Raw genomic sequence first — 25,415 nt, forward strand, 5'->3', positions numbered from 1 at the left:
TGCAGTGCAAGATAGCGTCTAACTCGTTTATATCTGAAACTGTTTCGTCTATACTCCTTATTTGGAGTGCTATCCGAAGTATTTCGTATATCCCAATTCTGGCGACATTTATATCAAATAAAGATAATTCGTTCCCCTCACCCTAACCCTCTCCCGCAAGGGGAGAGGGAACTTAATTTTCCCCCTTGACGGAAAGGGAACTTATTATTTCCCATCCCTTGACGGGAGGGGATTCAGGGGCGGGTGAATCATGTGTCAACTTATTTAAGTCGTTCACTATAGTTTTATCAATGCCCATGCTCCTTATGTTCAATAGTCCTGAAAAGCTGGCTGGTCATGCAGCCGTTGCACTCTGCCTGTAGGGTAGTATAGAAGATGTGGTGGTCTTTGGCAAGTTTTTGGTTTATCAATTCAAGGATTTCACCTCTGCGGTTGCTTGCTTTTTCTTCCATATCTATATGCGCGCTCATGGCATGGATGTTTGAACAGATGCTCCATATGTGCAGGGTATGGATGCCCTGCACTCCGTCTATAGCCTTTATATCCTCCACAATACTTTTGATATTGACCTCTCTCGGCACCCCCTCTAAAAGTATATGGGCGGACTCCTTGATTATTTTAACAGCGCCAGGGATAATTATTATGCCTATGCCGATGCTTATGAGCGGGTCCGCGGCAAACCAGTTTGTCCAATAAATTATAATGCCGCTTAAAATAACGCCGACAGAGGCAACCGCATCCCATACAACATGGAGATATGCGCTCCTTATATTCAAATCTTCATGTTTATGCCCTTTGAGCCATGATGCAACGATAATATTGACTGCAAGGCCGATGAATGCAACGACCATTGTGCCTATGGCTCTGACCTCCGGCGGAGATACCAGCCTTTGATATGCCTCATAGAATATAACCAGAGATACAAATAAAAGCGTTACGCCGTTTATAAATGCCGCAAAGACCTCGCTCCTGTGCCATCCGTATGTCCTCGTCTCAGTAGCCGGCATGGCGCATATATAAAGGGCAAGCCAGCTTAAGCCGAGGCTGGATACATCCATGAATACATGGGCGGAGTCAGATAAGAGTGCAAGGCTGTTAAATAAAAAACCGCCAATAAACTCAGCGAAAAAGATAAACGCTGTAAGAAATATCGCGAGCTTAAACCTGCCCCTTAGTTCTATGTCAATGTGGGAGTTTGCCATCAGCCCCATCCTGCCTTTCAGGTATTATCCATATACTCTCTTTTTTCAAAGACACTGCAATCTTTTTGCCTTTGCTGAGTTTAAGTTTTCTATATACAAAATTCGGAATTTCTATCTTAAACGTTGCATCCCTGTCTTTCACCTTAAGGTATATGGTATAGCTGTCCCCTTTCCCAAGGGTCGTCAGAACCTCGCCTTCCAGTATATTATCCTGAACCTGTTTATCTATCGGTTTATCGGGTCTTATAATCATAATCTCTTCAGGCCTTATTCCGAATGTTATTTTTTCTCCAATAACGAGCTGGGCATCTTCAGGATGTATAAATGCCTTAACCTCTCCAATATCAGGGTTTTCTATTGTAACTGTTATACCATTCAAAGAAATAACTTTACCGCTGAACATATTCCTTGCGCCCAGAAATTTTGCAACGTTTTTTGTCTTAGGCTTATAAAAGACATCTTCCCTTGCGCCGAACTGCTCAAGTCTGCCGTTGTTTATTATCGCAATCTTTTCACCCATGACAAACGCCTCTTCAAGGTCATGGGTGACAAAGAGCGTTGTTATCGGGTATCTCTGGTGTATCATCAAAAGGTCAGCCCTTAATTTTTCCCTGACCTGATAATCAAGGGCTGAAAACGGCTCATCGAGGAGGAGTATTCTGGGTTCTGTTGCAATGGTCCTTGCAAGCGCCGTCCTCTGCCTCTGTCCGCCTGACAACTCCTTTGGAAATCTGTCCTGAAATCCGCCAAGCCTCATAAGAAGAAGAAGCCCTTCAACCTTTGCCTTTATTTTATTTTTGGGCAGATGGCTTATGCCGTAGGCGATATTTTCAAAAACAGTCATATGCGGAAAAAGGGCATAGTCCTGAAACACAAAACCTATCCTTCTGTCCTTTATCGGAATGTCTATTCCTGCTCTGGAATTAAAAACCTCTGTATCGTCAATCCTGACAAAACCTTCGTCAGGTCTTATAATGCCTGAGAGCATATTTAAGAGAAGACTCTTTCCTGCGCCCGACGGCCCGAACAGGACAGCCATATTTTCTTCAGTAGAAAATCCAAGGTCAATTGAAAAACCATGGAAATGTCTTTTAAGATGAAAGGAAAGTGACATGTCGCTTCGCTCCATTGCAAAATGCAAAGTGAAGATTGAAAAACTAATCCGCATTTTGCAATTTACAATCTTCAATTTGCAATGAACTAATACTTGCCTCTGGTAAACCGGTTTACAAAATAAATCACCGAAAATGAGAATAAAGTTATAATTCCTACAAGGAGATTTGCCGTCGCTGTATCTCCCATCTGCACTGCATCATATATGCCAACCGGCAATGTTTGTGTCACGCCAGGGATGTTTCCGGCAATCATAAGGGTTGCGCCGAATTCACCGGTTGCCCTGGCAAATGCAATTATGCCGCCTGCAACAATCCCCCTCCATGCCAAGGGGATTGTTATGGTTTTTAAAACCTCCCATTCTGTCTTGCCGAGAAGCCTCGCAGCATTTTCAAGATTTCTGTCAACACCTTCAATGGCAGCCCTTGCCGGCCTTACAAACAGAGGCAGAGACGCCACAAATGCCGCAACTACAGCGCCTTTCCATGTAAATACCAGGGTTATCCCCGCAGTATCTTCAAGAAATCTTCCTAATGGGCTTGATCTGCCTAATAATACCAGCAGATAATATCCAAGCACAGTCGGAGGTATTACAAGGGGCTGCATGATAATGGCGTCAAGAATGCCTTTTCCAAAAAAATCCCTTCTTGCCATGAGCCATGCAAAACACAGGCCGATAACTATAGAAAAAAAGGTTGCGAAGATAGAAACCTTGAGGGTCAGGTATAATGGAAATACATCCATTGTTAAAACTCCCCCGGCAGGAGGAAACCGTATTTTTTCATGATCGGCCTGCTGTGCGGGCCGTTTACATAATTTATAAATTCCCTTGCCTCTTTTTCAGCCTTTGTTATTTTAATCACAGCTACTGCCTGATTAATAGAATTGTGGATGTTATGGTCAATAAGCGTCCATGTTATTTCTGGCGCATCAGCAACTGATAATGCTATTATACCCGCTTGGGCATTGCCTGTCTGGATATACTGCAATGCCTGTCGTATATTTTCGCCATACACAAGCTTTGGTTTTAGGGCATCCCATAAATTCAGTTTTTTCAATGCCTCCATTGCGGCAATCCCATAGGGGGCATGGTCAGGATTGGCGATGGCAATCTTTTTAATGGATGGGTCAAACAGGTCTTCCAGTTTTTTTGCATTTATCCCATATGTTTTATTCACAGCAAGGACAATCCTTCCCTGCGCATACAGTTTTTTCGTATCAAGGATAATAAGACCTTTGTCTTTCAATTCGTCAATATACTTTTCACTGGCAGCAAAAAAAATATCGAAAGGCGCATCGTTCTCTATCTGCCGGGTGAGCATTCCTGTAGAGCCAAATGAGAGCGCAACTTTTATGCCGGTATCTTTTTCAAATTTTTGAGATATTTCCTTTAATGCAAAAGAAAGGTCAGCGGCAGCAGCGATTGTGAGATGTTTTTCTTCTGCAAAAACTGAGGCAGCAAGCAATAAGCAGGATAAAAGAAGAAGCTGTAAAATGCAAATGGGAAAATGCAAATTTAAAGGAAAAGGCTTTAAGTTTTGCAATTTACAATTTGCATTTTGCATTTAAGATAATTCCCCCTTCAATCTCCTTGTCATTAAATCCATAACCGCATCCTTTGGCGATTTATCTTCATACAGGACGCGGTATACCTGCTCTGTGATTGGCATCTCCACCCCATATTTTTTAGCAAGTTCATACGCTGCCTTTGCAGTCTTTACCCCTTCTGCCACCATCTTCATCTCTGATAGTATATCATTTAGTTTGCGGCCTTTTCCTATCATCATGCCGACAGACCTGTTCCTGCTAAGTTCGCCTGTGCATGTTAAAACAAGATCTCCAAGCCCGGACAGGCCTGCAAATGTTGCCGCATCCGCCCCCATGCTTATGCCGAGCCTTGAAATCTCCGCAAGGCCTCTGGTTATAAGGGCTGCCCTTGCATTCATTCCAAGGGACAGACCATCGGATATGCCTGCCGCTATGGCAATTACATTTTTTAATGCGCCGCTAATTTCAACACCTGTCATGTCGCTATTTGTATAAACCCTGAAATAATTGGTATTAAAAACCTGCTGCACTTTTTCCGCCACAGCCTTTTTATTAGCTGCGACACAAATGGCAGTTGGAAGTTTCCGGCTTACCTCTTTGGCAAAGGTCGGGCCTGAAAGCACGGAAAGATTTTGATGGAATGCCTTGGGAAGGGATTGCCTTAATATCTGGGAAACAGTCAGCAGGGTTTCCTGCTCAATCCCCTTTGATGCGTTTACTATAATTGCATCTTTTGATAAAAATTTTGATGCCTGCGCGAATATGTCCCTTACCCCATGAGACGGAATTACGCATAGGATAATAGCCCTGTTTTTTACAGCCTCCTCTATGGAATTGGTTGACGTGATATTGTGCGCGAGTTTTATGCCGGGGAGGAAGAAGGCGTTTTCCCTTGTCTCCCGGATGATCCGATATAATTCTTCTTCCCTTACCCAAAGGCTTATATCAAAGCCTTTCTCAGCAAGGATATTCGCAAGGGTTGTCCCCCAGCTTCCTGCGCCGAGCACACATATCTTTTCCATTTCAGTCATCCTTTTTCAGCGCCACCGGGGTATTCTTGTTTTCCCTCGCCTCTATTGCATCTATCCTTACCTTTATAGCTTCCGGGTTGGGATAGCTTTTTTCCAACTCCTTATAAAACCTCATCGCCTCCGCAATATCCCCTGTCTCTTCAATGCAGACAGCCTTATTAAGCCTTGCCTCATTAGCATAGGAGTTGTTCGGATATAACGAAATCACCCTTTCGTAGGCATTAATAGCCTCTTTATAATCACCCTCCAGATGATAGGTATTTGCTATCTGATAATAAATCTCCGGGCCAAGGGTAGAATCTGGAGAATTTTTGACAATTTCCTGAAGCTCTATCCTTGTCTGCTTAATATCTGTGAGCTTAAGATAGGTCATGGCTATCTGATATTGAAAATTGTCCCGCTGTATCCCGCCTGAATTTCTCATCAGCCATTGATACTCTCCTATGGTTTTTCTGTAATCGCCTTTTCTTGCATATATCTCTGCCATATCCTGCCTCGCCAATAGCACCTCTTTGCTATCAGGATAAAGGAGCATCAATGCAGCATAGGCATTCATAGCCCTTCTCATATCCTTAAGATAGAGATTGTTGATAAGGCCGATCTTATACTGGCTGGCAGGGGCATACGGGCTTTCGGGGTGTTTGTTGACAATATTACTGTAACTTTCTATAGCCTTTGCATATGCCATCTGGCTGAAAAGCCCTTCTGCCTTTTCATACAAAGGCTGGGCAGGGTCTGCGGAGCAGGATAAAAGAAGAATACATATTGCAAGTTGTAAAATGCAACTGGGAAAATGCAAATTTGAAGGAAAAGACTTTAAGTTTTGTAATTTACGATTTACAATTTGTAATTTGCAATTTGCAATTTGCATTTAAGATTCCTCCTCTTCCTCTTTCTCCGCAATCGGCGCTATACCGGTCACCCTCTCATCCTTTTCAATATCAATAAGCTTAACACCCTGCGTATTTCTGCCGATTACAGACACACCTTTCATTGCTATCCTTATAATCTTTCCGATATTGGTGGTAATCATGAGTTCGTCTTCACCCGTTACCTGGGCGATGCCGACAACAGGGCCGTTCTTCTCCGTAACCTTGATGTTGATTATGCCCATCCCCCCGCGCAGTTGGCTCCGGTATTCTTTAATCTCAGTCCTCTTGCCATATCCCCTCTCTGTTACAGTCAGAATAGTTCTCCCCTCTTCAAGGGCCTCCGCTGCCACGACCACATCGTCTTTGCCGAGGTTTATTGCCCGCACACCTCTCGCAACCCTTCCCATATCCCTCACCTGCGATTCATTAAATCTTATTGCCTGGCCTTCCTTTGTGCCAAGGAAAAGTTCCTTAGAGCCGTCAGTCAACCGTGTTGCAATCAATTCATCCCCTTCATCCAATCCGAGGGCAATGAGACCGCCTGATCGGATATTGGCAAAGGCCGGCAGATCGGTCTTTTTTATCACGCCGCATTTTGTGGCCATAACAATAAATTTTCCCTCTGTAAATTCTCTTACCGGCAGGAATGCGGTCATCTTTTCTCCCTGTGCAAGGTTCAAAAGATTGACAATGGCCTTCCCCTTTGTAGCAGTGCCTGCCTGAGGAATATCATACACCTTCAGTGAATAGACCTTGCCCTTGTCCGTAAAGAAGAGTATGAAACTGTGGGTTGACGCAACAAACATATGCTCAACAAAATCCTCTTCCTTTGTTGTCATGCCGATCTTGCCTTTGCCTCCACGTCTCTGTGTTCTGAACAGGCTTGTCGGATTCCGCTTGATGTATCCGCCGTGGCTGATGTTCACCATCATGTCCTCTTCGGCAATGATGTCTTCCATAGTTATTTCGCCGGTCTTTTCAATGATCTCCGTGCGCCGCTCATCGCCGAACTGCTTTTTAATTTCTTTGAGTTCATTGACGATAACTTCAATCAGGAGTTTTTCGTCGGTCAGTATCTCTTCCAGCCTCTTGATTAGCTTCAAAACCTCTTTATATTCCTCAATGATCTTATCCCTCTCAAGGGCAGTCAACCTCTGAAGTTTCATATCAAGGATTGCCTGAGCCTGAATATCGGAAAGCTTGAATCGCTTTATCAGGCCTTCCCTTGCCTCCTGAGGGGATTTGCTCTTTCTAATCAGGGTTATAACCTCGTCAAGATTATCTATTGCAATCTTTAACCCCTCTAATATATGGGCGCGCTCTTTTGCCTTTTTAAGTTCAAATATTGTCCTTCGTGTTACGATCTCATTTCTGAATCTTACAAATTGCTGTAGAAGTTCCTTTAGATTTAATACCTTTGGCTGACCGTCAACAATGGCAAGGTTTATAATGCCGAATGTGGTCTGCATCTGGGTGTGCAGGAACAGATTATTGAGGATGACCTCTCCAACCTCATCCCTCTTTAAGTCAACAACAATCCTCATCCCATCCCTGTCAGATTCATCTCTTATATCAGCAATACCCTCAACCTTTTTATCCCTGACCAATTCCGCAATCTTTTCAATAAGCCTTGCCTTGTTCACCTGATAGGGTATCTCGGTTATTACAATCGCCTGCCTGTTTGTCCTCGGATTCTTTTCTATTGCGGCCCTTGCCCTCATCTGGATAATGCCTCTGCCGGTTTCATACGCGGCCTTGATACCTTCCCTTCCGTGGATAAAACCGGCGGTTGGGAAATCAGGGCCTGGAATGAGCTTCATCAATTCCTTGATAGTTGCGTCAGGCTTATTTATTATATGTATCAGGCCGTCTATCACCTCTGAAAGATTATGCGGAGGCATGTTTGTAGCCATGCCAACAGCAATGCCTGACGAGCCGTTTACAAGGAGATTGGGGAACGCAGCAGGCATCACTAACGGCTCTTTCAGGGATTCATCATAGTTTGGCCTCCAGTCAACAGTCTCCTTATCTATATCAGACAGAAGCCCGCCTGTAAGCCGCGCCATCCTCACTTCCGTATAACGCATGGCAGCAGGCGCATCTCCGTCAACAGAACCAAAGTTGCCCTGGCCGTCTATTAAGGGGTATCTCAGGGAAAAATCCTGAACCATCCTTGTTATTGCGTCATAAACAGCAGTATCACCATGAGGATGATATTTACCGATCACATCTCCGACAACACGGGCGGATTTTTTATAGGGCTTATTCCACTCAACCCCCATCTCATGCATTGCATAAAGTATTCTCCGGTGAACCGGCTTTAACCCATCCCGCACATCCGGCAATGCCCTGCCGACAATTACGCTCATGGCATAGGCCAGATACGATTTTTTCATCTCATCTTCAATATAAACCGGAATCTTTTCCTGAGCCATCTATCCTCCATTATTAGTTCATAGCCCATAGCTCATGGTAGTTACTATCAGCTATAAGCTGTTTTTTTATCTCTGGTATAATAATGTGGAATTACAGACCTGTCAAGATTATAAAGGAAAGTTTCATAGAAAGGCTATACCTATATCATAATTATCCATCTGTCCTGATTTTAGATTGGCCTGACTTTGGATTAGATAGATATTATTTGGCAGTGAGGTATGTATCTGGATAAAAAAACAGCCCCCTCCCCCTTTATACCCTCATAGAGGGGGACAGTGGGAGGGGGCTGTTACAGGAATTCCTGTGAAATCACAAAACCTATTTCTGTGTCTGTAATTCGCCTTGTTCATACTTTACAACTGCTTCTGCATCTGCTTCAGAAAGACCCGACTTGGGCATGTCAATCGGGAATTCTTTGTACTTCTTTGCTGCACCAGCGCGGCCTTCAAGGACGAGCTTTTTAAGATCTTCTGGTTTGCTCTCGATAATAAATTTATTGCCTTTGTGTGCCGGCGCCAGACCCTTCGTGCCCTGACCTTTCGCGCCATGACATACAGCACATTGTTTGTAGATCTCTGCCCCATCTCTTGCCATTGAATTAACAGCAAATACAAGGCTTATTACCACAACTGCCGACCATATAACTTTACGCATGATTTACCTCCTTTCTTTAGAATTTATTTACTATAATTTATAAATTAAATTAAAATATATACCTTGTCAAGTATTTTTTTAAAAACATTTTTTAAAAAGGAAAAGGTTTTACAGACGCTCTATATTTTTCGGGACGAATTTATACGTCATTAAAACCCACCAAGCCTTAAAAATACCGCAAAAAGCACGATAGCAAGCGCTATAAAAAGATTAGACCTGCCCAACCACTTGGCAATATTACTGTAAACAGACGAGTTTCTTGCTTTTGGGCCAAAAATAAAATCATGAAGCAGACTTGTAGATATGATAAAAATGACAAATAAGATTTTAATGGCTAATGTCTTGCCGTAAGGGGTTCTGTGGAAAGAAGGGTCAATAAGATTAGACAAAGGTGTTCCCATTAAACGCAGGTTTAATGTGCCTGTTATAACCAGTATTGATATGGCAACCCAGCCCCAGAACCTGAAACCTCTGCCGACACTCTGGTATATGCTGGACCGCTCCTTTGCATCCTGGATTGTCTTTAAAAACGGCGTAATAATCAGGGTTAAAAACAGCATCCCGCCTATCCAGAATAAGGCAGCAACAATATGAAAAAATAAGGAGAGTTTCAGCATAGTATTATATTATATAGAGTCAAATTTAAGATGCCTATAGGGTTGTTAATCCTCTAGCCATAGCAGCAGCGCCGATAACTGCCGCCTTTTCACCCAATCCGGCCTTGACTATTTTTAGATGAGTTGAAGCAGCCTTAAGGGCATGTTTCTTCACCCCTTGTTCAGCCATTGATATAAATATTGTCAAATTCTCAATCACGCCTCCACCAAGGATAATAAGGCACGGGTTAAATGCATTGACTATGCTTACAATACCGGCAGCCAGATACATGCCTGTCTCCTCAACAAGTTGACAGGCAAGGGGGTCTTTATCCTGATATGCCTTATTAAGCGCAACAGCAGTAATATTCTCAACACCCCCTGCAAGTTTAAGCAGATATAGACCTGATTCGGCATTACACTTTACAGCCTCCTTTACCCTTTCTGCAATAGCCCACCCTCCGGCATATGCCTCAAGGCATCCCATGTTTCCACAATTGCAGCGTCTGCCGTCAGCCCTAATGGTTATATGCCCAAGTTCTCCGGCTGTATTGCTGCAACCTTCAAGCATGCGGCCGCCGCTTATTACGCCGCCGCCGATACCTGTGCCAACAAAGATAGCGACAAGGTCATCCACACCATGCCCTGCCCCATAGAGCCACTCTCCATATGTGGCAGCGCGGACATCATTTGTAACAATTACCGGCAGACCAATGCCTTTTTCCAATTCGTTCTTAAGCGGAACATTCTGCCATCTCAGGTTAGGGGCAAACCGCACATTGCCTGCAGACGGCTCCACCTGACCTGCCACACCAATGCCCAGAGCAAGTATATCTTCCGATGTCTTGCCGAGACAATCCTTAACATAAGTTGTGATATCAGCTATGACCCCGTCAGGGCCTTTTTGGGGATTAGTGGGATATCGGCGGGAAAAAATTATACCTCCGGCGCCATCTACCACTGCCACATCCACTTTGGTGCCGCCCAAGTCAACACCGAGGGTTATGGGTTTCCTTTTTCGTCCCATTAGAACCGCCTATCCTTGTTTACCCCCACACCAAAGATTTTGGTGTGAGGGTAAAATAATATACTGTCTTTACTAAATTATCCATAAAATATTCAATAGATTTACACAACCACTTCCAAAAACATATAAAGTGTGATAGTCTTTTTACCCTATGCAACACGCCAATTTTGTCCATTTGCATCTCCATACACAGTACAGTCTCCTTGACGGGGCAATAAGGCATGATGACCTTTTTAAACTTGCCAGGGAATACAAGATGCCTGCCCTTGCAATGACCGACCACGGCAATATGTTTGGCGCAATTGAGTTTTATGAGAAGGCCTCTCACTATGGAATAAAGCCGATAATCGGATGCGAGGTGTATGTTGCCACAGGCAGCAGATTGAACAAAACTTCTGTGCGCGGCAATAAAGAGGGGGGTGAGCAGGAGGTATCGTTTCACCTGATTCTTCTGGTAAAAAACATAAAGGGATACAAAAATCTCTGCAAACTTGTCACTGCCGGCTATCTTGAAGGTTTTTATTACAAACCAAGGATAGACAAAGAACTTCTAATGGCAAATAACGAAGGTCTTATTGCCTTGACCTCATGCCTTCACGGAGAGATTCCATATCTTTTAAATAACGGGAATATGGAAAAGGGATTGAAGGTTGCAGAGGACTATAAGGCAATTTTTAACAATAACAGATTCTTTCTGGAACTTCAGGATAATAAACTGCCTGAGCAGAAAAAGGTAAACGAAGGGCTTCTTAATATCAGCAAGAAACTGGATATCCCGATAGTTGCCACAAATGACTGTCATTATCTTAAGAGAGAAGAGGCAAAGGCGCATGACATCCTTGTCTGTATTCAGACAGGGAAGACTGTGAACGCGACTGACAGGCTTAAATTCAGGACTGATGAATTTTATTTTAAATCGCCGCAGGAGATGGAAACAGCCTTTAGCTCCTATCCAGAGGCGATAAGGAATACGATTGAGATTGCAGAGCGGTGCAATCTTGAGCTTAAGCTTAACGAACCTCATCTGCCGGTCTTTCCTGTTCCAAACGCCGAAGATATTGACACCTTTTTTGAGAAACAGGCAAGGCATGGTTTAGAGAAAAGATTGGCAGATATGCATAACAAAGGAGAAGATGCAGAGTCGCAAAAATGGCACTATTATGAAAGATTGGAAAAGGAGCTTAAAGTAGTTAAGGCAATGGGGTTTGCAGGGTACTTTCTCATTGTGGCGGATTTTATAGGTTTTGCAAAAATGAGAAATATACCCGTAGGTCCTGGCAGGGGATCTGCTGCCGGCAGTCTGGCTGCATATGCGCTTGGCGTTACAAATCTGGACCCCATACAACACAACCTTTTGTTTGAAAGATTTTTGAACCCCGACAGAATAAGTCTTCCTGATATTGACATAGACTTCTGTATTGAAGGCAGGGATGATGTTATAAAATATGTTTCAGAAAAATACGGCAGGGATAATGTCAGCCAGATAATAACGTTCGGCCAGATGCGGGCAAAGGCGGTAATACGCGATGTAGGCAGGGCGCTGGATATTCCTTATAGCGAGGTTGACAGGATAGCAAAGCTTGTTCCGAATATATTGAATATAACCATTGAGGGCGCCGTTAAACAGGAGCCGAGACTCAAGGAATACATTGACAAGGATGCGCGGATTAAAGAGTTGATAGATGTTGCAAAGACCCTGGAAGGTCTGCCGCGGCATGCCTCAACCCATGCTGCAGGCGTTGTTATCTCAAATAAGCCTTTGCTGGAATATCTGCCGCTTTACAAGGGGCCCAAAGAAGAGGTTGTAACCACGCAGTATGCGATGAAGGATGTTGAAAAGATAGGCCTTGTAAAATTTGATTTTCTCGGTTTAAAAACTCTGACGGTTATAGACAGGACAGTAAAGATTCTCAAAGAGAATAAGGGGGCAGATATTGATATAGATAATTTGAGTCTTGATGATGCTGATACATACAAGCTGCTCAGCTCCGGCAATACAAATTGCATATTTCAGCTTGAAAGCTCCGGCATTAAGGAACTGCTCATGAAGCTGAAGCCGGAGACGTTTGAGGATATCATGTCGGTTGTTGCCCTGTATAGACCTGGGCCGCTGCAGAGCGGAATGGTTGATGATTTTATCAAGAGAAAACATGGCAAGGCTTCCATAAAATACGAACTGCCGCAGCTGAAAGATATACTGGCCAATACATACGGTGTTATTGTTTATCAGGAGCAGGTTATGGAGATAGCCAAGGTCCTTGCCGGCTTCGGCCCTGGCGATGCTGATGTGCTTAGAAAGGCGATGGGCAAGAAGCTTCCTGAAGAAATGGTTATTCAAAGGGAAAGATTTATAGAAGGGGCAAAGAAAAACAAGGTGGAACAGAAAAAGGCGGAAAAGATTTTTGATCTCATGGCAAACTTTGCGGGATACGGTTTTAATAAATCTCACAGCGCGGCGTATGCGCTCATTGCATATCAGACTGCGTATCTCAAGGCGCATTTCCCTGTGGAATTTATGGCAGCCACGTTGACCTCTGAAATGACCGATACTGACAAGGTAATCAAATATATCGGAGAATGCCGCGATATGGCAATAGAGATACTACCGCCGGATTTGAATGAAAGCAGGAAAGACTTTACGGTTATTGGCGGGAGGATAAGATTTGGACTGGCTGCTGTAAAGAATGTTGGAGAGGCTGCAATAGATGTGATATTAAAGACAAGGGAGGAAGAAGGGCAGTTTACATCTATTTTGGATTTTTGCACAAGGGTTGACTTGAGAAAGGTAAACAGACGTGTTATAGAAAGCCTGATAAAATGCGGCGCATTTGATTTTACAGGCGCGAAGAGGTCTCAGCTTATGGCGTCCCTTGATAGAATTATGGATATATCGCAGGCTGTGCAGAAAGATAAGGTCAACGGTCAGATAAGCATATTCCAGACAGCCCGCCCTGGCGGGGGGGGCAGAAACAGCGGGATGGCGGCAATAGAGCTTCCTCAGATGGAGGAATGGCACGAGGCGCAGCTTTTAAGCTATGAAAAAGAGTCGCTTGGTTTTTATATTACAGGCCATCCCCTTGAAAAATATGCCAAAGATCTGGAATATCTGACAAATGCCGATACAGAGGGTGTAAAAGAAAAACAGGATGATGAAGAGGTGACTATCGCAGGCATAGTAACAGCTGTAAAAGAGGTAAATACAAAAAAGGGCGACAGAATGGCATTTATAACATTGGAAGACTTGAAGGGTTTTGTTGAGGTAGTTATGTTTTCTGATGTGTATAAAAATGCCGCTTCATACTTTAGCGACGATGCGCCTGTTCTTGTTAAAGGTAAGGTGGATAAAGGCGGGGAGCATGTAAAGATTATTGCAAATTCTGTATATCCTGTGGCGCAGGCAAAGACAATGTTTGCCAATGTGGTTCATATTAAAGCCGACGCATCCAGACTTGAGACAGGTTCTCTGGAAAAGGTAAAAGGAATATTAAGCGCTCATTCAGGCAACTCCCCTGTCTATTTCCATCTCCTGTGGCCTGACAGAGATGTGGTAATTGCAATCCCTGAAAAACTCAAGGTTGCCCCTTCTGAAAAATTTGTAAAAGATATTGAAACGCTTCTGGGAGACGGCAGTATCAATATTGTTCAGGGAGGTGTTGCCTGATATGGCGCTTCAACAATTTATGGAATTTGAAAAACCTGTGGTTGAGCTTGAAAAAAAGATAGAAGAGCTGAAAGAGACAGCTCTGGAGAAGAAGATTGATAATAGCGATGAGATAGAAAAACTGAGCAAAGATATGAGCAGGCTCCAGGAGGAGATATTTTCAAATCTTACGCCGTGGCAGATAACGCAGCTTGCCAGGCACCCGCTCAGGCCATATACATTGGATTACATCCCCCGCATATTCAGTGATTTTATTGAACTGCACGGCGACAGAAATTTCAGAGACGACCCTGCCATAGTAGGCGGTCTTGCAATGCTTGAGGGAGAGCCTGTTATGGTTATAGGCCATCAAAAAGGCAGAACAACAAAGGAGAAGGTTTTTAGGAATTTTGGCATGCCCAATCCTGAGGGTTACAGAAAGGCCATCAGACTTATGAGCATGGCTGAAAGATTAAAAAAACCGATTATAACATTTATAGATACCCCCGGCGCCTTTCCCGGCATAGGCGCAGAAGAGCGAGGCCAGGCAGAGGCCATTGCCAAAAACCTTATGGTTATGTCAAGGCTTAAGGTGCCTATCATTATTGTTGTTATAGGAGAGGGCGGCAGCGGCGGCGCGCTGGCAATCGGTGTTGGCGATAAGATACTGATGCTGGAATACGCAACATATTCGGTAATATCGCCTGAAGGGTGCGCTGCAATACTATGGAAAGACGGAAGCAAGGCGGATATTGCGGCAAGGGCGCTCAAGATAACGGCAAAAGACCTTTATAACCTCGGGATAATTGATGAGATAGTAAAAGAACCGCCTGGCAGCGCCCATAGGAATCCGGATTCAATGGCAATTACCATGAAAGAGGTTCTTATAAAATCGCTTCAGGAACTAAAGAAATTATCTCCGGATGAATTGGTGGATATGAGATATAAGAAATACAGGAAGATAGGAAAGTTTTACGAATCAGTAGCTTAATGATATTGGAGCTTTCTATTATGGATAACTCAAAAAAACTAAAAGAGATAAGGGCAAAGATAGACGGCATTGACGATAAGATTCTGGAACTCTTAAATAAGAGGGCGGCCCTTGTTGTTGAGGCCGGCAAAGTCAAGAGGGAAGGGAAAAGGGAAATCTATGCGCCTGAAAGGGAAAAGGAGATATATAAGAGGCTGACAAAAAATAACAAAGGCCCGTTTCCAAATCAGGCGTTAAAAAACGTGTTCAGGGAGATTATGTCCGCATCATTGTCGCTTGAGAAACCTATAAAAGTCGCATTCCTTGGGCCTAAGGCGACATTTACGCATCTGGCATGCATGCAGCATTTCGGCATGTCAACGGATTTTATACCTAAAAATGATATTGCAGATGTGTTTGATGAAGTGGAAAGGGGCAGCGCTGATTATGGAGTTGTGCCTATAGAGAATACTACAGAGGGCGTTGTAAGCCACACGTTGGATATGTTTGTGACATCAAATTTGTATATATGCGGCGAGATCATGCTTGAGATAAGCCTTGCCCTTTTAAATAAGACAGGGGATATCAAGGATGTTAAAAAGGTCTATTCGCATCCCCATGCCATTGCAGAGTGCAAAAAATGGCTGAATGACAACCTTTCCAATGCAGCGGTGTTTGATGTGTCCTCAACTGCAATGGCGGCGCAGACAGTCATGGACGACGCCTCTGCCGCAGCAATTGCAAGCGAACAGGCAGCGGCGCTTTACGGCCTGCAGGTGGTTGCAAGGAAGATTGAAGACCAGTTGAATAATTTTACGAGGTTCCTTGTTATAGGGAAGAAACTACCAGGAAAGACCGGAGAGGATAAGACATCCATCCTTTTTTCCGTAAAGGATTCACCGGGCATCCTTTTTAGAATACTAAAGCCTTTTGCCGGAAGGGGAATAAACCTTACAAAGATAGAGTCAAGGCCTCAGAAGAAAAAGGCATGGGAGTATATATTCTTCCTTGATATGGAAGGGCATGTGTCTCTACCGAAGGTAAAAGAGGCGCTGAAGGAGATGGAAGAGATGTGCTCATTTCTGAAGATATTAGGGTCTTATCCAAGGATGGGGAAGTAGTAAAAATAAAAGAAAGGTAAAACAATGATTGCAATAAAAAAATTTGTATCAGACGAAATTGAGGCTTTAGTCCCATATCCGCCGGGCAAGCCTATGGAAGAGTTAGAGCGGGAGTTGGGGATAAAGGGCTCTATAAAACTTGCATCTAATGAGAATCCATTGGGGCCTTCTCCAAAGGCTTTGGATGCAGTTTCAAAGGCGCTCAAAAATCTCCACAGGTATCCTGACGGAGGATGCTATTATCTTAAAGAAAAGCTGGCGCAGCACGTTAAGATGAAGCCTGAAAACCTTATAATAGGCAACGGCTCCAATGAGATTATTGAACTTGTTGTAAGGACTTTTTTAAGGCCCGGGGAAGAGGCTGTAATGGGTAATCCTTGTTTTGCTGTTTATCCGCTGGCAGTGCCTGCTGCCGGCGGGAAGTCTGTGCTTGTGCCGTTAAAGAATCTTACGCATGATTTGGATGCAATGGCTGATGCAATCACAGAAAAGACAAAGATTGTGTTTATTGCAAACCCGAATAATCCAACAGGCACGATGGTTGCGAAAAAAGAGCTTGATAAGTTTTTCGCAAGATTGCCGGAAGATATAATCCTTGTTCTGGACGAGGCCTATTATGAGTTTGTGACAAGCAAGGATTTCCCAAACTCATTTGAGTATCTGAAAGAGGGGAGAAATGTTGTGATACTCAGGACTTTTTCAAAGATTTACGGCCTTGCGGGTTTGAGGATTGGTTACGGCATAGCGCCTGAAAAGCTTGTATTTTATATGAATAAGGTAAGGCAGCCCTTTAATGTCAACAGCCTTGCCCAGATTGCTGCAATGGCTGCTCTGGATGATGATGGGCATTTAAAAAGATCACAGCAGAATAACAGGGAAGGGCTTGCGTATCTCTTTGGAGAATTAAAGGCAATGGGTCTTGAATATGTGCCTACGCAGGCAAATTTTTTCCTTATAAAGGTCGGCAAAGGCAAAGAGATTTACGATGCGCTTTTAAGACAGGGCGTGATTGTAAGGCCAGTGGCAAGCTACGGCCTCGGCGAATACATCCGCGTAACAGTCGGAACGGCTGAGGAGAATAAGAGGTTTGTGGAGGCGATTAGGAAGGCATGGAGGTGTTTATGATTATTGTTTTAAGGCCGGATGTAACCAAGGAACAGGTTGACCATATTATTGAAAAGATAAAAGGTCTTGGCCTGACAGTGCATACATCAAAGGGCAAGGAAAGGACAATACTTGGCGTGATAGGCGATGAGTCGCTGTTGGAAGGCACTCCGCTGGAAGTCTTGCCGGGCGTGGAAAAAGTTATGCCGATACTTAAGCCGTATAAATTGGTAAGCAGAGAATTTAGAAAAGAGGATACAATAATAGATGTTGACGGAATTAAGATAGGCGGCAAAGAGATACAGGTAATTGCAGGCCCATGCAGCATAGAGACGCAGGAGCTTTTATTTGACGCCGCAAAAAAGGTGAAAAAGGCGGGGGCAAGATTCCTGAGGGGAGGCGCATTCAAGCCGAGGACGTCGCCGTATGCGTTCCAGGGGCTTGGCGAGGAGGGGCTGAAATACCTAACAGAGGCAAAGAAGAAGACAGGGATGCCTGTTGTAACAGAGATTATGGATCCGAGGGATATTGATGTTATCTATCAGAATACCGACATAATCCAGATAGGCGCAAGAAATATGCAGAATTTCAGGCTTTTGACAGAGGTAGGTAAAACGGATAAACCTATCCTTCTGAAAAGGGGTTTGTCCGCCACAATAAAGGAGTTCTTAATGTCAGCAGAATACATTGCCGCAGAGGGCAATCACAGGATAATACTCTGTGAAAGAGGGATAAGGACATTTGAGACCGCAGTTCGCAATACCCTTGATTTAAGTGCTGTGCCTGTTCTCAAAGAGGAAACGCACCTTCCCATAATAGTGGATCCAAGCCATGCAGTCGGGCGGTGGGACATGGTGGCGCCCCTGGCCAAGGCCGCAATTGCAGTTGGCGCAGACGGGCTTATGATAGAGGTTCACGCAGACCCTGAAAATGCCCTTTGCGACGGCGCGCAGTCCCTAAGACCGGATAAATTCGCGAGTCTGATGAAAGAGCTCAAGAAGATAGCAGAGGCAATCGGAAGGACGATGTAAGATGCAGGTGTCAGGGGCCAGGGGTCAGGGGTCAGACAAATTACACTTTAATAAGGTCGCAATAATTGGTGTTGGGCTTATCGGCGGCTCCCTTGCAATTATTTTAAGAGAGAAGGGAATTGCAAAAAATATTGTCGGCATTGGCAGGGGGCTAAAAAATCTTGAGACAGCAAAAAAACTCGGCGTTGTTGATTCATATACGCAGGATGTAAGAGAAGGCGTAAAGGGCGCAGACCTTGTTGTTGTGGCAATACCTGTTGCAAGCATTGCAAGGGTTATAAAAGAGGCGCTGCCATCTCTCAAAAAAGGCGCAATAGTCACAGATGTCGGCAGTGTCAAAAAAATCATTGTTGATGAGATAGAAAAAATTCTTCCCGATACAATCCATTTTATTGGCGGGCATCCTATAGCAGGCACTGAGAATGCAGGCGTTGAGGCTGCATTTCCCACACTCTTTCAGAAAAGAAGATGTATCCTTACCCCTACTAAAAAAACAAACAAGGCTGCGCTTAAAAAGGTAAAAAAACTCTGGGAGATTGCCGGCTCTGAAGTAATCCTGATGGATGCCGATAAGCATGACAAGATACTTGCAGTAGTAAGCCATTTGCCGCATGTTGTTGTCTATTCTCTTGTAAACACTGTAAGCAGTATAAATGATTTCAATGAAAGCCTTGTGAAATATTCAGCAGGCGGTTTTAAGGACTTTACCCGTATTGCCTCAAGCCCCCCTGAGATGTGGCGGGACATCTGTCTTCTAAACAAAGACGCCATCCTTGATGTTATCCGGAGATTTCAGAACACGTTGAAAGGGCTGGAGGAGATGATAAAAGCCGGCGATGGAGACGGGCTTCAAAAAGAATTTGAAAAGGCAAAAGAGGTAAGAGATGAGTTGAAAATGAGATAAGAAGAGGTTGTCAGGAGCTATCTTCAGATTGATTAGCACGATAACGTTGTGGTAGTCTTTATGCTGCCGGTATTTAAAAGGTGTTCTATGCCATTAAAACAATCAGAAAAAAATGCCATTGGGGAGCTAAAGAAGATTTTAAGCGAAAAATATAGCCTGCTTGATTTTCGCGTGTTCGGTTCAAAAGCAAGGGAGGAGGACACCCCTGAATCTGATATAGATATAATGATTGAACTATCTGAATTAAACCCGCGTATTGAGGCTGATATTGACAAAGCCATATTCAATATCAATTTACAATATGACTGTTTTATATCAGCAGTGCTTTTCAGCAAGAAGGAGTTAGAAGAAGGTCCGCTTGACCAATCGCCGTTATACAGGGTTATAGAAAGGGAGGGAATATCTCTTTGACCTCCGAAGAAAAAAGGCGCGAACTGGCCATTTATCGCCTGAAACAAGCCGCAGAAACCCTTGATGAGGCGAAATATCTTTTGTCCGGCAGAAAAAGTCCCAGGTCTGTAATAAATAGAGTTTACTATGCAATGTTTTATGCCATCCTCGGCCTGCTGATATTTGAGCCTTACACATCCTCCAAGCACAGCGGAGTTTTATCCTACTTTAACCGCAGATTTATCAAAAGCGGCCTATTGCCAAATGATATTGGCGAAGCCGTGAATATTGCCTTTGAGATGCGCCAACGAGGGGACTATAGGGAATATGTAGAGCTTACTTATGAGCAGGCAGAACCTTTCATAGATAAGACCGAGTGGTTTATCAAGGCCATTCGGAATTATTTGTCGGAGAATAAACTGATTTGAGAACTGGCAATAAACGGACGCTATTTTATCTTTTAAAAAGCTTATAATCTATTCAAAATTGTTAATGTGAGAGTTTATGGAAAATATAACTGTAAATCTTGATGGCATTCCAACAGAGATACGACGGTTAAAAATTCCCTTGAAGCAGCTTATTCTTGATATAGAAAATCCGCGTATACAGTATTACCTTGATACCAGATTAAATGACAATATTACTCAAGAGAAGGTAAAATTTGCTCTTGCTGAAGGTAACGACCAATATGAAAGGTTAAAGGACCACATAGAACGCAATGGAGGTATATACGACCCAATATGGGTGGTAGTTTCTAAAGATGACCACTTTACTGTAATAGAAGGGAATACAAGGGCATTTATTTATGAAGAGCTTTCGGAGAAATATGTTACTGATGAGAAATGGAAAACTATTGATGCTTGTATATTGCCGTATAAAGTAGACCAAAACAGAATAAATTTCATACGGTTGGAGAAACATCTTTTTGGGTCAACTCCTTGGGCAGCCTATGAAAAGGCAAGAGAATTATATCGCCTTCATACTCAAGAAGATTATTCTTTAAAGCGTCTCGAACAACTTACGAAACTAAAAGCTGCTGATATAAGGAATAATATTCAGGCTTATATGGATATGGAAGAACAATACCTTAAAAAATATAATAAGCCTTCAGAGAGGCTTAAGTTTAGCTATTTTGTTGAATTCAGAAAAAACAAGGAACTAAAAAAATTGGTCAAGGACGGCAAACTCTCATTGATAGATTTCTGTGATTGGGTTGGTGAAGGGAAATTTGGCAGAGGTGAAGATGTTCGGAAGCTACCATTAGTGCTTAAAGATGAGCAAGCAAGGGAAGCTTTGATTAGCGATAATTTTCAGGTAGCCCTTGACCAGTTAGAGCAAAAAAATCCTGCTGCCAAATCAAAACTATTTGAGAAAATTGAAGATGTGATAGAAGGATTTGAAAGTCTGCCTTTTGGAGAATTGGATGAAATTAAGAGAGGGCTTCAACCTGCGAAAGTTAATGCTCTCAAGAGACTGCTTGATGTAACTTCAAACCTTTTAAAGAATATAGGCACGATTAAATAGTGGCTAGCGATAAACATCAATTTATACTTGGATTGGTTATCAAGAAAATGAGAGAGGAAGGAGTCATTATATATGGCGTTGATGGAGATTATCCTGGGCTTTTTGGAGAAAAAATAGAATTACCTCCCCAGATATTAAGGCACAGGCCTGATGCTATAGGAATTAAAGAAAGTAGGCAGGTCTGTATTGGCGAAGCTAAAACAGAAACTGACATTACAAATGATAGGACATATGAGCAACTTCATGATTTTTCATCTATTGAACTTAATGGGAAACAATGCGAAATTTTTATTGGTATACCTAAGTCTTCCGAATGTATTTTTAACAAAAGTTTAGAAAGGATAGGACTAAAAGATTGCAGTAATATCCATGTGTTGTATATACCAGATGAAATAATCAATGATTGAGACAAAACAAAACTATGAAGCAAAAACACAAGCACTTCCTCATCAGACTGAAGCTATTAATTTTATATACGAGCATCAAGAAGTAGCATTATTTGATGAGCAAGGTCTCGGTAAAACAAAAATTATTATTGATGCATTATGTTGGGCAATGAGGCGTGGAGAAATAGAAGGGGTGTTGGTGGTAGTACCTATGTCATTGCTCTATATTTGGGAACAAGAAGTAATAAAACATTCCTTTCTTATTCCAATTATATTAAAAGGTTCTAAAAGAGAAAAGCGATATAAATTTATGACTGGTGCAAATTTTTATGTAACCAATTATGAAGCCGTTATTGCCGAGACTCAGCGGATAAAGCGATTTTGTAAAAGCCGTAAAGTTGCTATTGTTCTTGATGAATCTGCAAGAATTAAAGACCCTTCTACTAAAACTGCACAGGCATTATTTCAACTTATTCCATTCTCAACTAAAAGAATAATAATTACAGGAACCCCCGTGGCTAACAAACCTTTTGATTTATGGTCGCAATTTTATTTTCTTGATGAAGGGAAACTTTTAGGTGCAGATTTTGATGAATTTAAGGCAAAGTTTAATGAAAGAAGCCCTGTCTATCAAGAAAATCTCGGCGAATTAAAAAAGATAGTTGCAAATAATTCCATTAGACGTTGTAAAAATGAAGTCTTGGAGCTTCCAGAAAAGAGGTTTATAAATTGTTATGTGGAACTCTCAGGGAAGCAGCTTGGTTTATACAATAAACTACGTGGGGAATTAAAAGTTGAAGTTATGAATACCAACGGCGATATTATTATTGACGAAGCTGAAAATATCCTCAAAAAGTTACTGAGGCTGACACAGATTGCAAGCAATCCCGCTCTCATAGATAAAGGCTATACTGACACTCCGGTAAAGTTTGCATTCCTTGACAATTTGCTGAAAGAAATTGTCTCAAAAAGGGAGAAGGCTATTGTATGGACAAATTTTGTGGAAAACATTATGATTCTTAAAAATAGATTTTTTCAGTATAGCCCCCTTATAATTTATGGAGAAATTCCAATTAAAGATAGGGCAGAGGCTGTAAAAAAATTTCAGGATTCAGATAAAAACATGATTATGATTGCTAACCCGGCAGCAGCAAGAGAAGGATTGACTTTAACGAGGGCAAATAATGCTATTTATTTAGATAGAAACTTTAATCTTGTTGATTATCTTCAGTCTCAGGATAGAATTCACCGAATATCCCAGACAAAAGAATGTAATATATATAAAATATTGGCCAAAAACACTATAGATGAGTATATAGATAAATTGGTAGAAGTAAAACAGGATATTGCTGGATATATACAAGGAGACAAAAAGGTGTTTCAAGATGAGAGTTACGAATTTTTATTAAATAAGCAAGAACTATTAAGCATACTGGGATAAAAATGACAAAGAAAGAGACAATAATAGTAAAAGGCAGAGAAATATCATACGAAATAAAAGATGTAGATATTTATAGTCTTGAGTATTATAAAGAGAATCCGAGAATTAACTATATTATAAGTAAACATCCTCCAGAAAAAGTAACACAAGAATTTATCCAGGATGAGCTTCTTAAATTGGACTCGGTCAAGGAGAGGATTAAAGACCTTGAAGAAAATAAAGGACTTTTGGACGAAGTTTATGTTCTTGGCAATAAAGTTGTTGAAGGCAATACAAGGCTATGTGCTTTCAGAAGGCTACATAAAAAACATCAAGACGACCCGAGGTGGAAGTTTATTAAAGCAAGAATTCTTCAAAATGATGTTACCGATGATGAGCTTTTTTATATTCTTAGTACTTTTCATATAAAAGGTAAAACTGAATGGGATGCTTATGAAAAGGCAGCTTATATCTATAAAATGATTAAAGTTTTAAATAAAAATCCTGAAGAAATATGTAAACAATTGGGCAAGCAGAGAAAGACTGTTGAAGCTATGTTGAATGCTTATGAAATGATGTCAAGAAAGTATCTCGCTACTATCCCAGAGACAGAACTAGTTAATGGTGTAAGAGACCAATTGAAAAAATACAGTTATTTTGAGGCATTTTTTCTGCAAAAGGACTTGGTGCAAAGGATTAAAGAGACCCCTGCTTTTCTGGATGAATTTGTTGAGTGGGTTAAAGAAGATAGGTTCAAAAGGGCACAAGAAGTTAGGGAGCTTCCGAAAATTTTGGGTAATAAAAAAGCATGCAAAACCTTTTATGAAGCTGACGCTGAGGAGGCATTTGATGATGCAATACACATTCTTTATGAACATAAGCCAGAGAAGGTGGATAGATTTTATAAAAAGGTTAGAGAGTTTAGAGATTTAATTAAAGAGGTTGAAGCTCTAAAAATCAAAGCAGAGATAGAGGAGAATAAGAACAAGAAGGCAGAGCTACAACAATGTTATAAGGAATTAAAGAGGTTTTGTAAGGAAGTAGGGCTTGAAGTATGAATAAGAGGAGGTACATCAAATGGGTATTTTTAAAGTGCAAAGAGTACAACAAAATGATTGGGTGTTTTATGTCTTTGTTATAAAGTCTGATTTGTTAAACAAAATAGCTTATGTAAGTAGTAGATATAAAGATAAAATTGAAGGTTATCAAAGAAACCTTTCAGAAAAAAGAGCAGAAGAAATACAAGATTATATTTTTAAACTTAAAGGTGTTATTCCTAATAATATAATCCTGAATTTCAATATAGAATTAAACTATAATGAGAAAAATAACACAATATCCTTTGATATAAACGATAATATTGCATGGATAATAGATGGTCAGCATAGGCTCTATGGATTAGTATTAAGTAAAACGCCAATTGATGTTGTTGTAGTTGCTTTTGAAAAACTAGACATATCGGATCAAACCAAGATTTTTAAAACAATAAACTCAACACAGAAAGGTGTAAACGCCTCTTTAATTTATGACCTTATCGATTTAATAAAGGATACAAGTTATATAGAGGCAAGGGCACATGAGTTGGTTAAAAAATTAAATGAAGATATAGAATCTCCATGGTATACACAAATAAAAATGCTTGGAACTGGTCCCGGGCTGGTTTCACAAAATGCTTTTATTGGCAATTTGAAACCATTATTAGATGCGAATAGAGGAAATTCATTAATTATTTATACTGAAGAAGAACAATATAAGATATTGAAAAATTATTTTAATGCAATGAAAGCGACATTTATAGACCACTGGGGTAACCCTAAATCTCTACTAACAAAAACAGTTGGTTTTTCTGCTTTAATGGAGATACTCTCACCCATCTTACAGTTGTGTTTAACCAATAACTCTGACTTTACTACTAATGCTATAATTAGGACACTTCAGCCTATTAAGAATTATGATTTTTCTAGTGGCGGCGCTTTAAAAGGTGTTTCAGGAAAACATGGAGTACAGCGAATTGTAACTGAATTAAACAAACTACTGGCTTCTCATAGAAAAACAAGTAGCACTTCTACTATTAGGCTTTGAGGTCAGATATGCAATCAAGTCACTTTTTAAAGTTTTCCAAGATAAGTGGAGTTGATAATAAGTTTTTGAAAGACGAATTATCAGAAGCCCCTACATTATCTTTTCCACTTAAATGCAATACTGATGCATTTGTATCTTCAAATCTGGTAAATATCTTTTATAAGGAAGCAAACCTCTATTTAGATAAGGCATTGTATCAATATATATTATCCCATAGGCTAATAGCAGACGGAAATTTTTCTTGGGGTGCTGTGACTCAATATTATTCAAGCTTTTTTGCAATTTCAGGATTGATTAGATTACATGAGGTTGCATTTGTTAGAATAAGTTCAAATGATTATGAAATCCAACATGATACAGGAAC

Annotated in this window: 24 protein-coding genes; 14 read left to right on the top strand and 10 right to left on the bottom strand. The window is 41.6% G+C overall.

Annotated elements, in window-relative coordinates:
• Positions 1-287: 287 nt before the first annotated feature.
• The 10 genes from Q8P28_04890 to Q8P28_04935 all read right to left on the bottom strand — a co-directional run bounded on the left by Q8P28_04890 (position 288) and on the right by Q8P28_04935 (position 10,479).
• A complete protein-coding gene (locus tag Q8P28_04890) occupies positions 288-1,202 on the bottom strand; it encodes a cation diffusion facilitator family transporter (GenBank protein ID MDP2682132.1) in 915 nt (304 codons plus the stop codon).
• Positions 1,183-2,331, bottom strand: a complete 1,149-nt coding sequence (locus Q8P28_04895) for an ABC transporter ATP-binding protein (protein MDP2682133.1) — start codon at positions 2,329-2,331, stop codon at positions 1,183-1,185. Before Q8P28_04895 ends, Q8P28_04890 begins: the two co-directional genes overlap by 20 nt.
• A 71-nt stretch (positions 2,332-2,402) precedes the next feature.
• Complete coding sequence (modB, locus tag Q8P28_04900) at positions 2,403-3,059, bottom strand: molybdate ABC transporter permease subunit (GenBank protein ID MDP2682134.1); 657 nt, start codon at positions 3,057-3,059, stop codon at positions 2,403-2,405.
• A gap of 2 nt (positions 3,060-3,061) precedes the next feature.
• Positions 3,062-3,781: a molybdate ABC transporter substrate-binding protein gene (gene modA, locus Q8P28_04905; protein ID MDP2682135.1), complete on the bottom strand. Its 720-nt coding sequence runs from the start codon at positions 3,779-3,781 to the stop codon at positions 3,062-3,064.
• 99 nt (positions 3,782-3,880) lie between these two features.
• Positions 3,881-4,885, bottom strand: coding sequence for an NAD(P)H-dependent glycerol-3-phosphate dehydrogenase (locus tag Q8P28_04910; GenBank protein MDP2682136.1), 1,005 nt, complete (start codon positions 4,883-4,885; stop codon positions 3,881-3,883).
• Between the two features lies 1 nt (position 4,886).
• Positions 4,887-5,615, bottom strand: a complete 729-nt coding sequence (locus tag Q8P28_04915; protein ID MDP2682137.1) for a tetratricopeptide repeat protein — start codon at positions 5,613-5,615, stop codon at positions 4,887-4,889.
• 150 nt (positions 5,616-5,765) lie between these two features.
• The gene (gyrA, locus tag Q8P28_04920) at positions 5,766-8,201 is read right to left on the bottom strand and encodes a DNA gyrase subunit A (GenBank protein MDP2682138.1); all 2,436 of its coding nucleotides are present in this window, start codon (positions 8,199-8,201) and stop codon (positions 5,766-5,768) included.
• Positions 8,202-8,520: 319 nt separating this feature from the next.
• Positions 8,521-8,856 carry a cytochrome c gene (locus Q8P28_04925; GenBank protein MDP2682139.1) on the bottom strand — a complete coding sequence of 112 codons (336 nt, stop codon included), beginning with the start codon at positions 8,854-8,856 and terminating at the stop codon, positions 8,521-8,523.
• A 149-nt stretch (positions 8,857-9,005) separates the two neighbouring features.
• The gene (locus Q8P28_04930; protein ID MDP2682140.1) at positions 9,006-9,473 is read right to left on the bottom strand and encodes a CopD family protein; all 468 of its coding nucleotides are present in this window, start codon (positions 9,471-9,473) and stop codon (positions 9,006-9,008) included.
• 34 nt (positions 9,474-9,507) lie between these two features.
• Complete coding sequence (locus tag Q8P28_04935; protein MDP2682141.1) at positions 9,508-10,479, bottom strand: ROK family protein; 972 nt, start codon at positions 10,477-10,479, stop codon at positions 9,508-9,510.
• 151 nt (positions 10,480-10,630) lie between these two features.
• Here Q8P28_04935 and Q8P28_04940 point away from each other — a divergent pair, with 151 nt between their 5' ends.
• The 14 genes from Q8P28_04940 to Q8P28_05005 all read left to right on the top strand — a co-directional run.
• Positions 10,631-14,140 carry a DNA polymerase III subunit alpha gene (locus Q8P28_04940; protein MDP2682142.1) on the top strand — a complete coding sequence of 1,170 codons (3,510 nt, stop codon included), beginning with the start codon at positions 10,631-10,633 and terminating at the stop codon, positions 14,138-14,140.
• 1 nt (position 14,141) lies between these two features.
• A complete protein-coding gene (locus Q8P28_04945; protein ID MDP2682143.1) occupies positions 14,142-15,110 on the top strand; it encodes an acetyl-CoA carboxylase carboxyltransferase subunit alpha in 969 nt (322 codons plus the stop codon).
• A gap of 20 nt (positions 15,111-15,130) precedes the next feature.
• On the top strand, positions 15,131-16,210 hold the full coding sequence (gene pheA / locus Q8P28_04950) for a prephenate dehydratase (GenBank protein MDP2682144.1): 1,080 nt from the start codon (positions 15,131-15,133) through the stop codon (positions 16,208-16,210).
• Between the two features lie 24 nt (positions 16,211-16,234).
• Entirely contained in the window at positions 16,235-17,335 is a 1,101-nt protein-coding gene (hisC, locus tag Q8P28_04955; GenBank protein MDP2682145.1) for a histidinol-phosphate transaminase, read from the top strand.
• Positions 17,332-18,345 carry a 3-deoxy-7-phosphoheptulonate synthase gene (gene aroF / locus Q8P28_04960; GenBank protein ID MDP2682146.1) on the top strand — a complete coding sequence of 338 codons (1,014 nt, stop codon included), beginning with the start codon at positions 17,332-17,334 and terminating at the stop codon, positions 18,343-18,345. Before hisC ends, aroF begins: the two co-directional genes overlap by 4 nt.
• 1 nt (position 18,346) lies before the next feature.
• Complete coding sequence (locus tag Q8P28_04965) at positions 18,347-19,249, top strand: prephenate dehydrogenase/arogenate dehydrogenase family protein (GenBank protein MDP2682147.1); 903 nt, start codon at positions 18,347-18,349, stop codon at positions 19,247-19,249.
• An 87-nt stretch (positions 19,250-19,336) separates the two neighbouring features.
• Entirely contained in the window at positions 19,337-19,660 is a 324-nt protein-coding gene (locus Q8P28_04970; protein ID MDP2682148.1) for a nucleotidyltransferase domain-containing protein, read from the top strand.
• Positions 19,657-20,067, top strand: coding sequence for a HEPN domain-containing protein (locus Q8P28_04975; GenBank protein ID MDP2682149.1), 411 nt, complete (start codon positions 19,657-19,659; stop codon positions 20,065-20,067). The genes Q8P28_04970 and Q8P28_04975 overlap by 4 nt, the downstream gene beginning before the upstream one ends.
• Positions 20,068-20,143: 76 nt before the next feature.
• Positions 20,144-21,163 (top strand): hypothetical protein, encoded by a 1,020-nt coding sequence (locus Q8P28_04980; GenBank protein ID MDP2682150.1) that lies wholly within the window; start codon positions 20,144-20,146, stop codon positions 21,161-21,163.
• 47 nt (positions 21,164-21,210) lie between these two features.
• On the top strand, positions 21,211-21,570 hold the full coding sequence (locus Q8P28_04985) for a hypothetical protein (GenBank protein MDP2682151.1): 360 nt from the start codon (positions 21,211-21,213) through the stop codon (positions 21,568-21,570).
• Positions 21,563-22,990 (top strand): DEAD/DEAH box helicase, encoded by a 1,428-nt coding sequence (locus tag Q8P28_04990; GenBank protein MDP2682152.1) that lies wholly within the window; start codon positions 21,563-21,565, stop codon positions 22,988-22,990. Before Q8P28_04985 ends, Q8P28_04990 begins: the two co-directional genes overlap by 8 nt.
• 2 nt (positions 22,991-22,992) lie before the next feature.
• Positions 22,993-24,027 (top strand): hypothetical protein, encoded by a 1,035-nt coding sequence (locus Q8P28_04995; protein MDP2682153.1) that lies wholly within the window; start codon positions 22,993-22,995, stop codon positions 24,025-24,027.
• Between the two features lie 19 nt (positions 24,028-24,046).
• Positions 24,047-25,051: a DGQHR domain-containing protein gene (locus tag Q8P28_05000; protein ID MDP2682154.1), complete on the top strand. Its 1,005-nt coding sequence runs from the start codon at positions 24,047-24,049 to the stop codon at positions 25,049-25,051.
• A 65-nt stretch (positions 25,052-25,116) separates the two neighbouring features.
• Positions 25,117-25,415 (top strand): hypothetical protein (locus Q8P28_05005; protein MDP2682155.1); only part of this gene is annotated, 299 nt, incomplete at its 3' end.

The sequence above is a fragment of the Deltaproteobacteria bacterium genome (genome assembly GCA_030690165.1).
Classification (GTDB): Bacteria; Desulfobacterota; GWC2-55-46; order UBA9637; family UBA9637; genus JACRNJ01.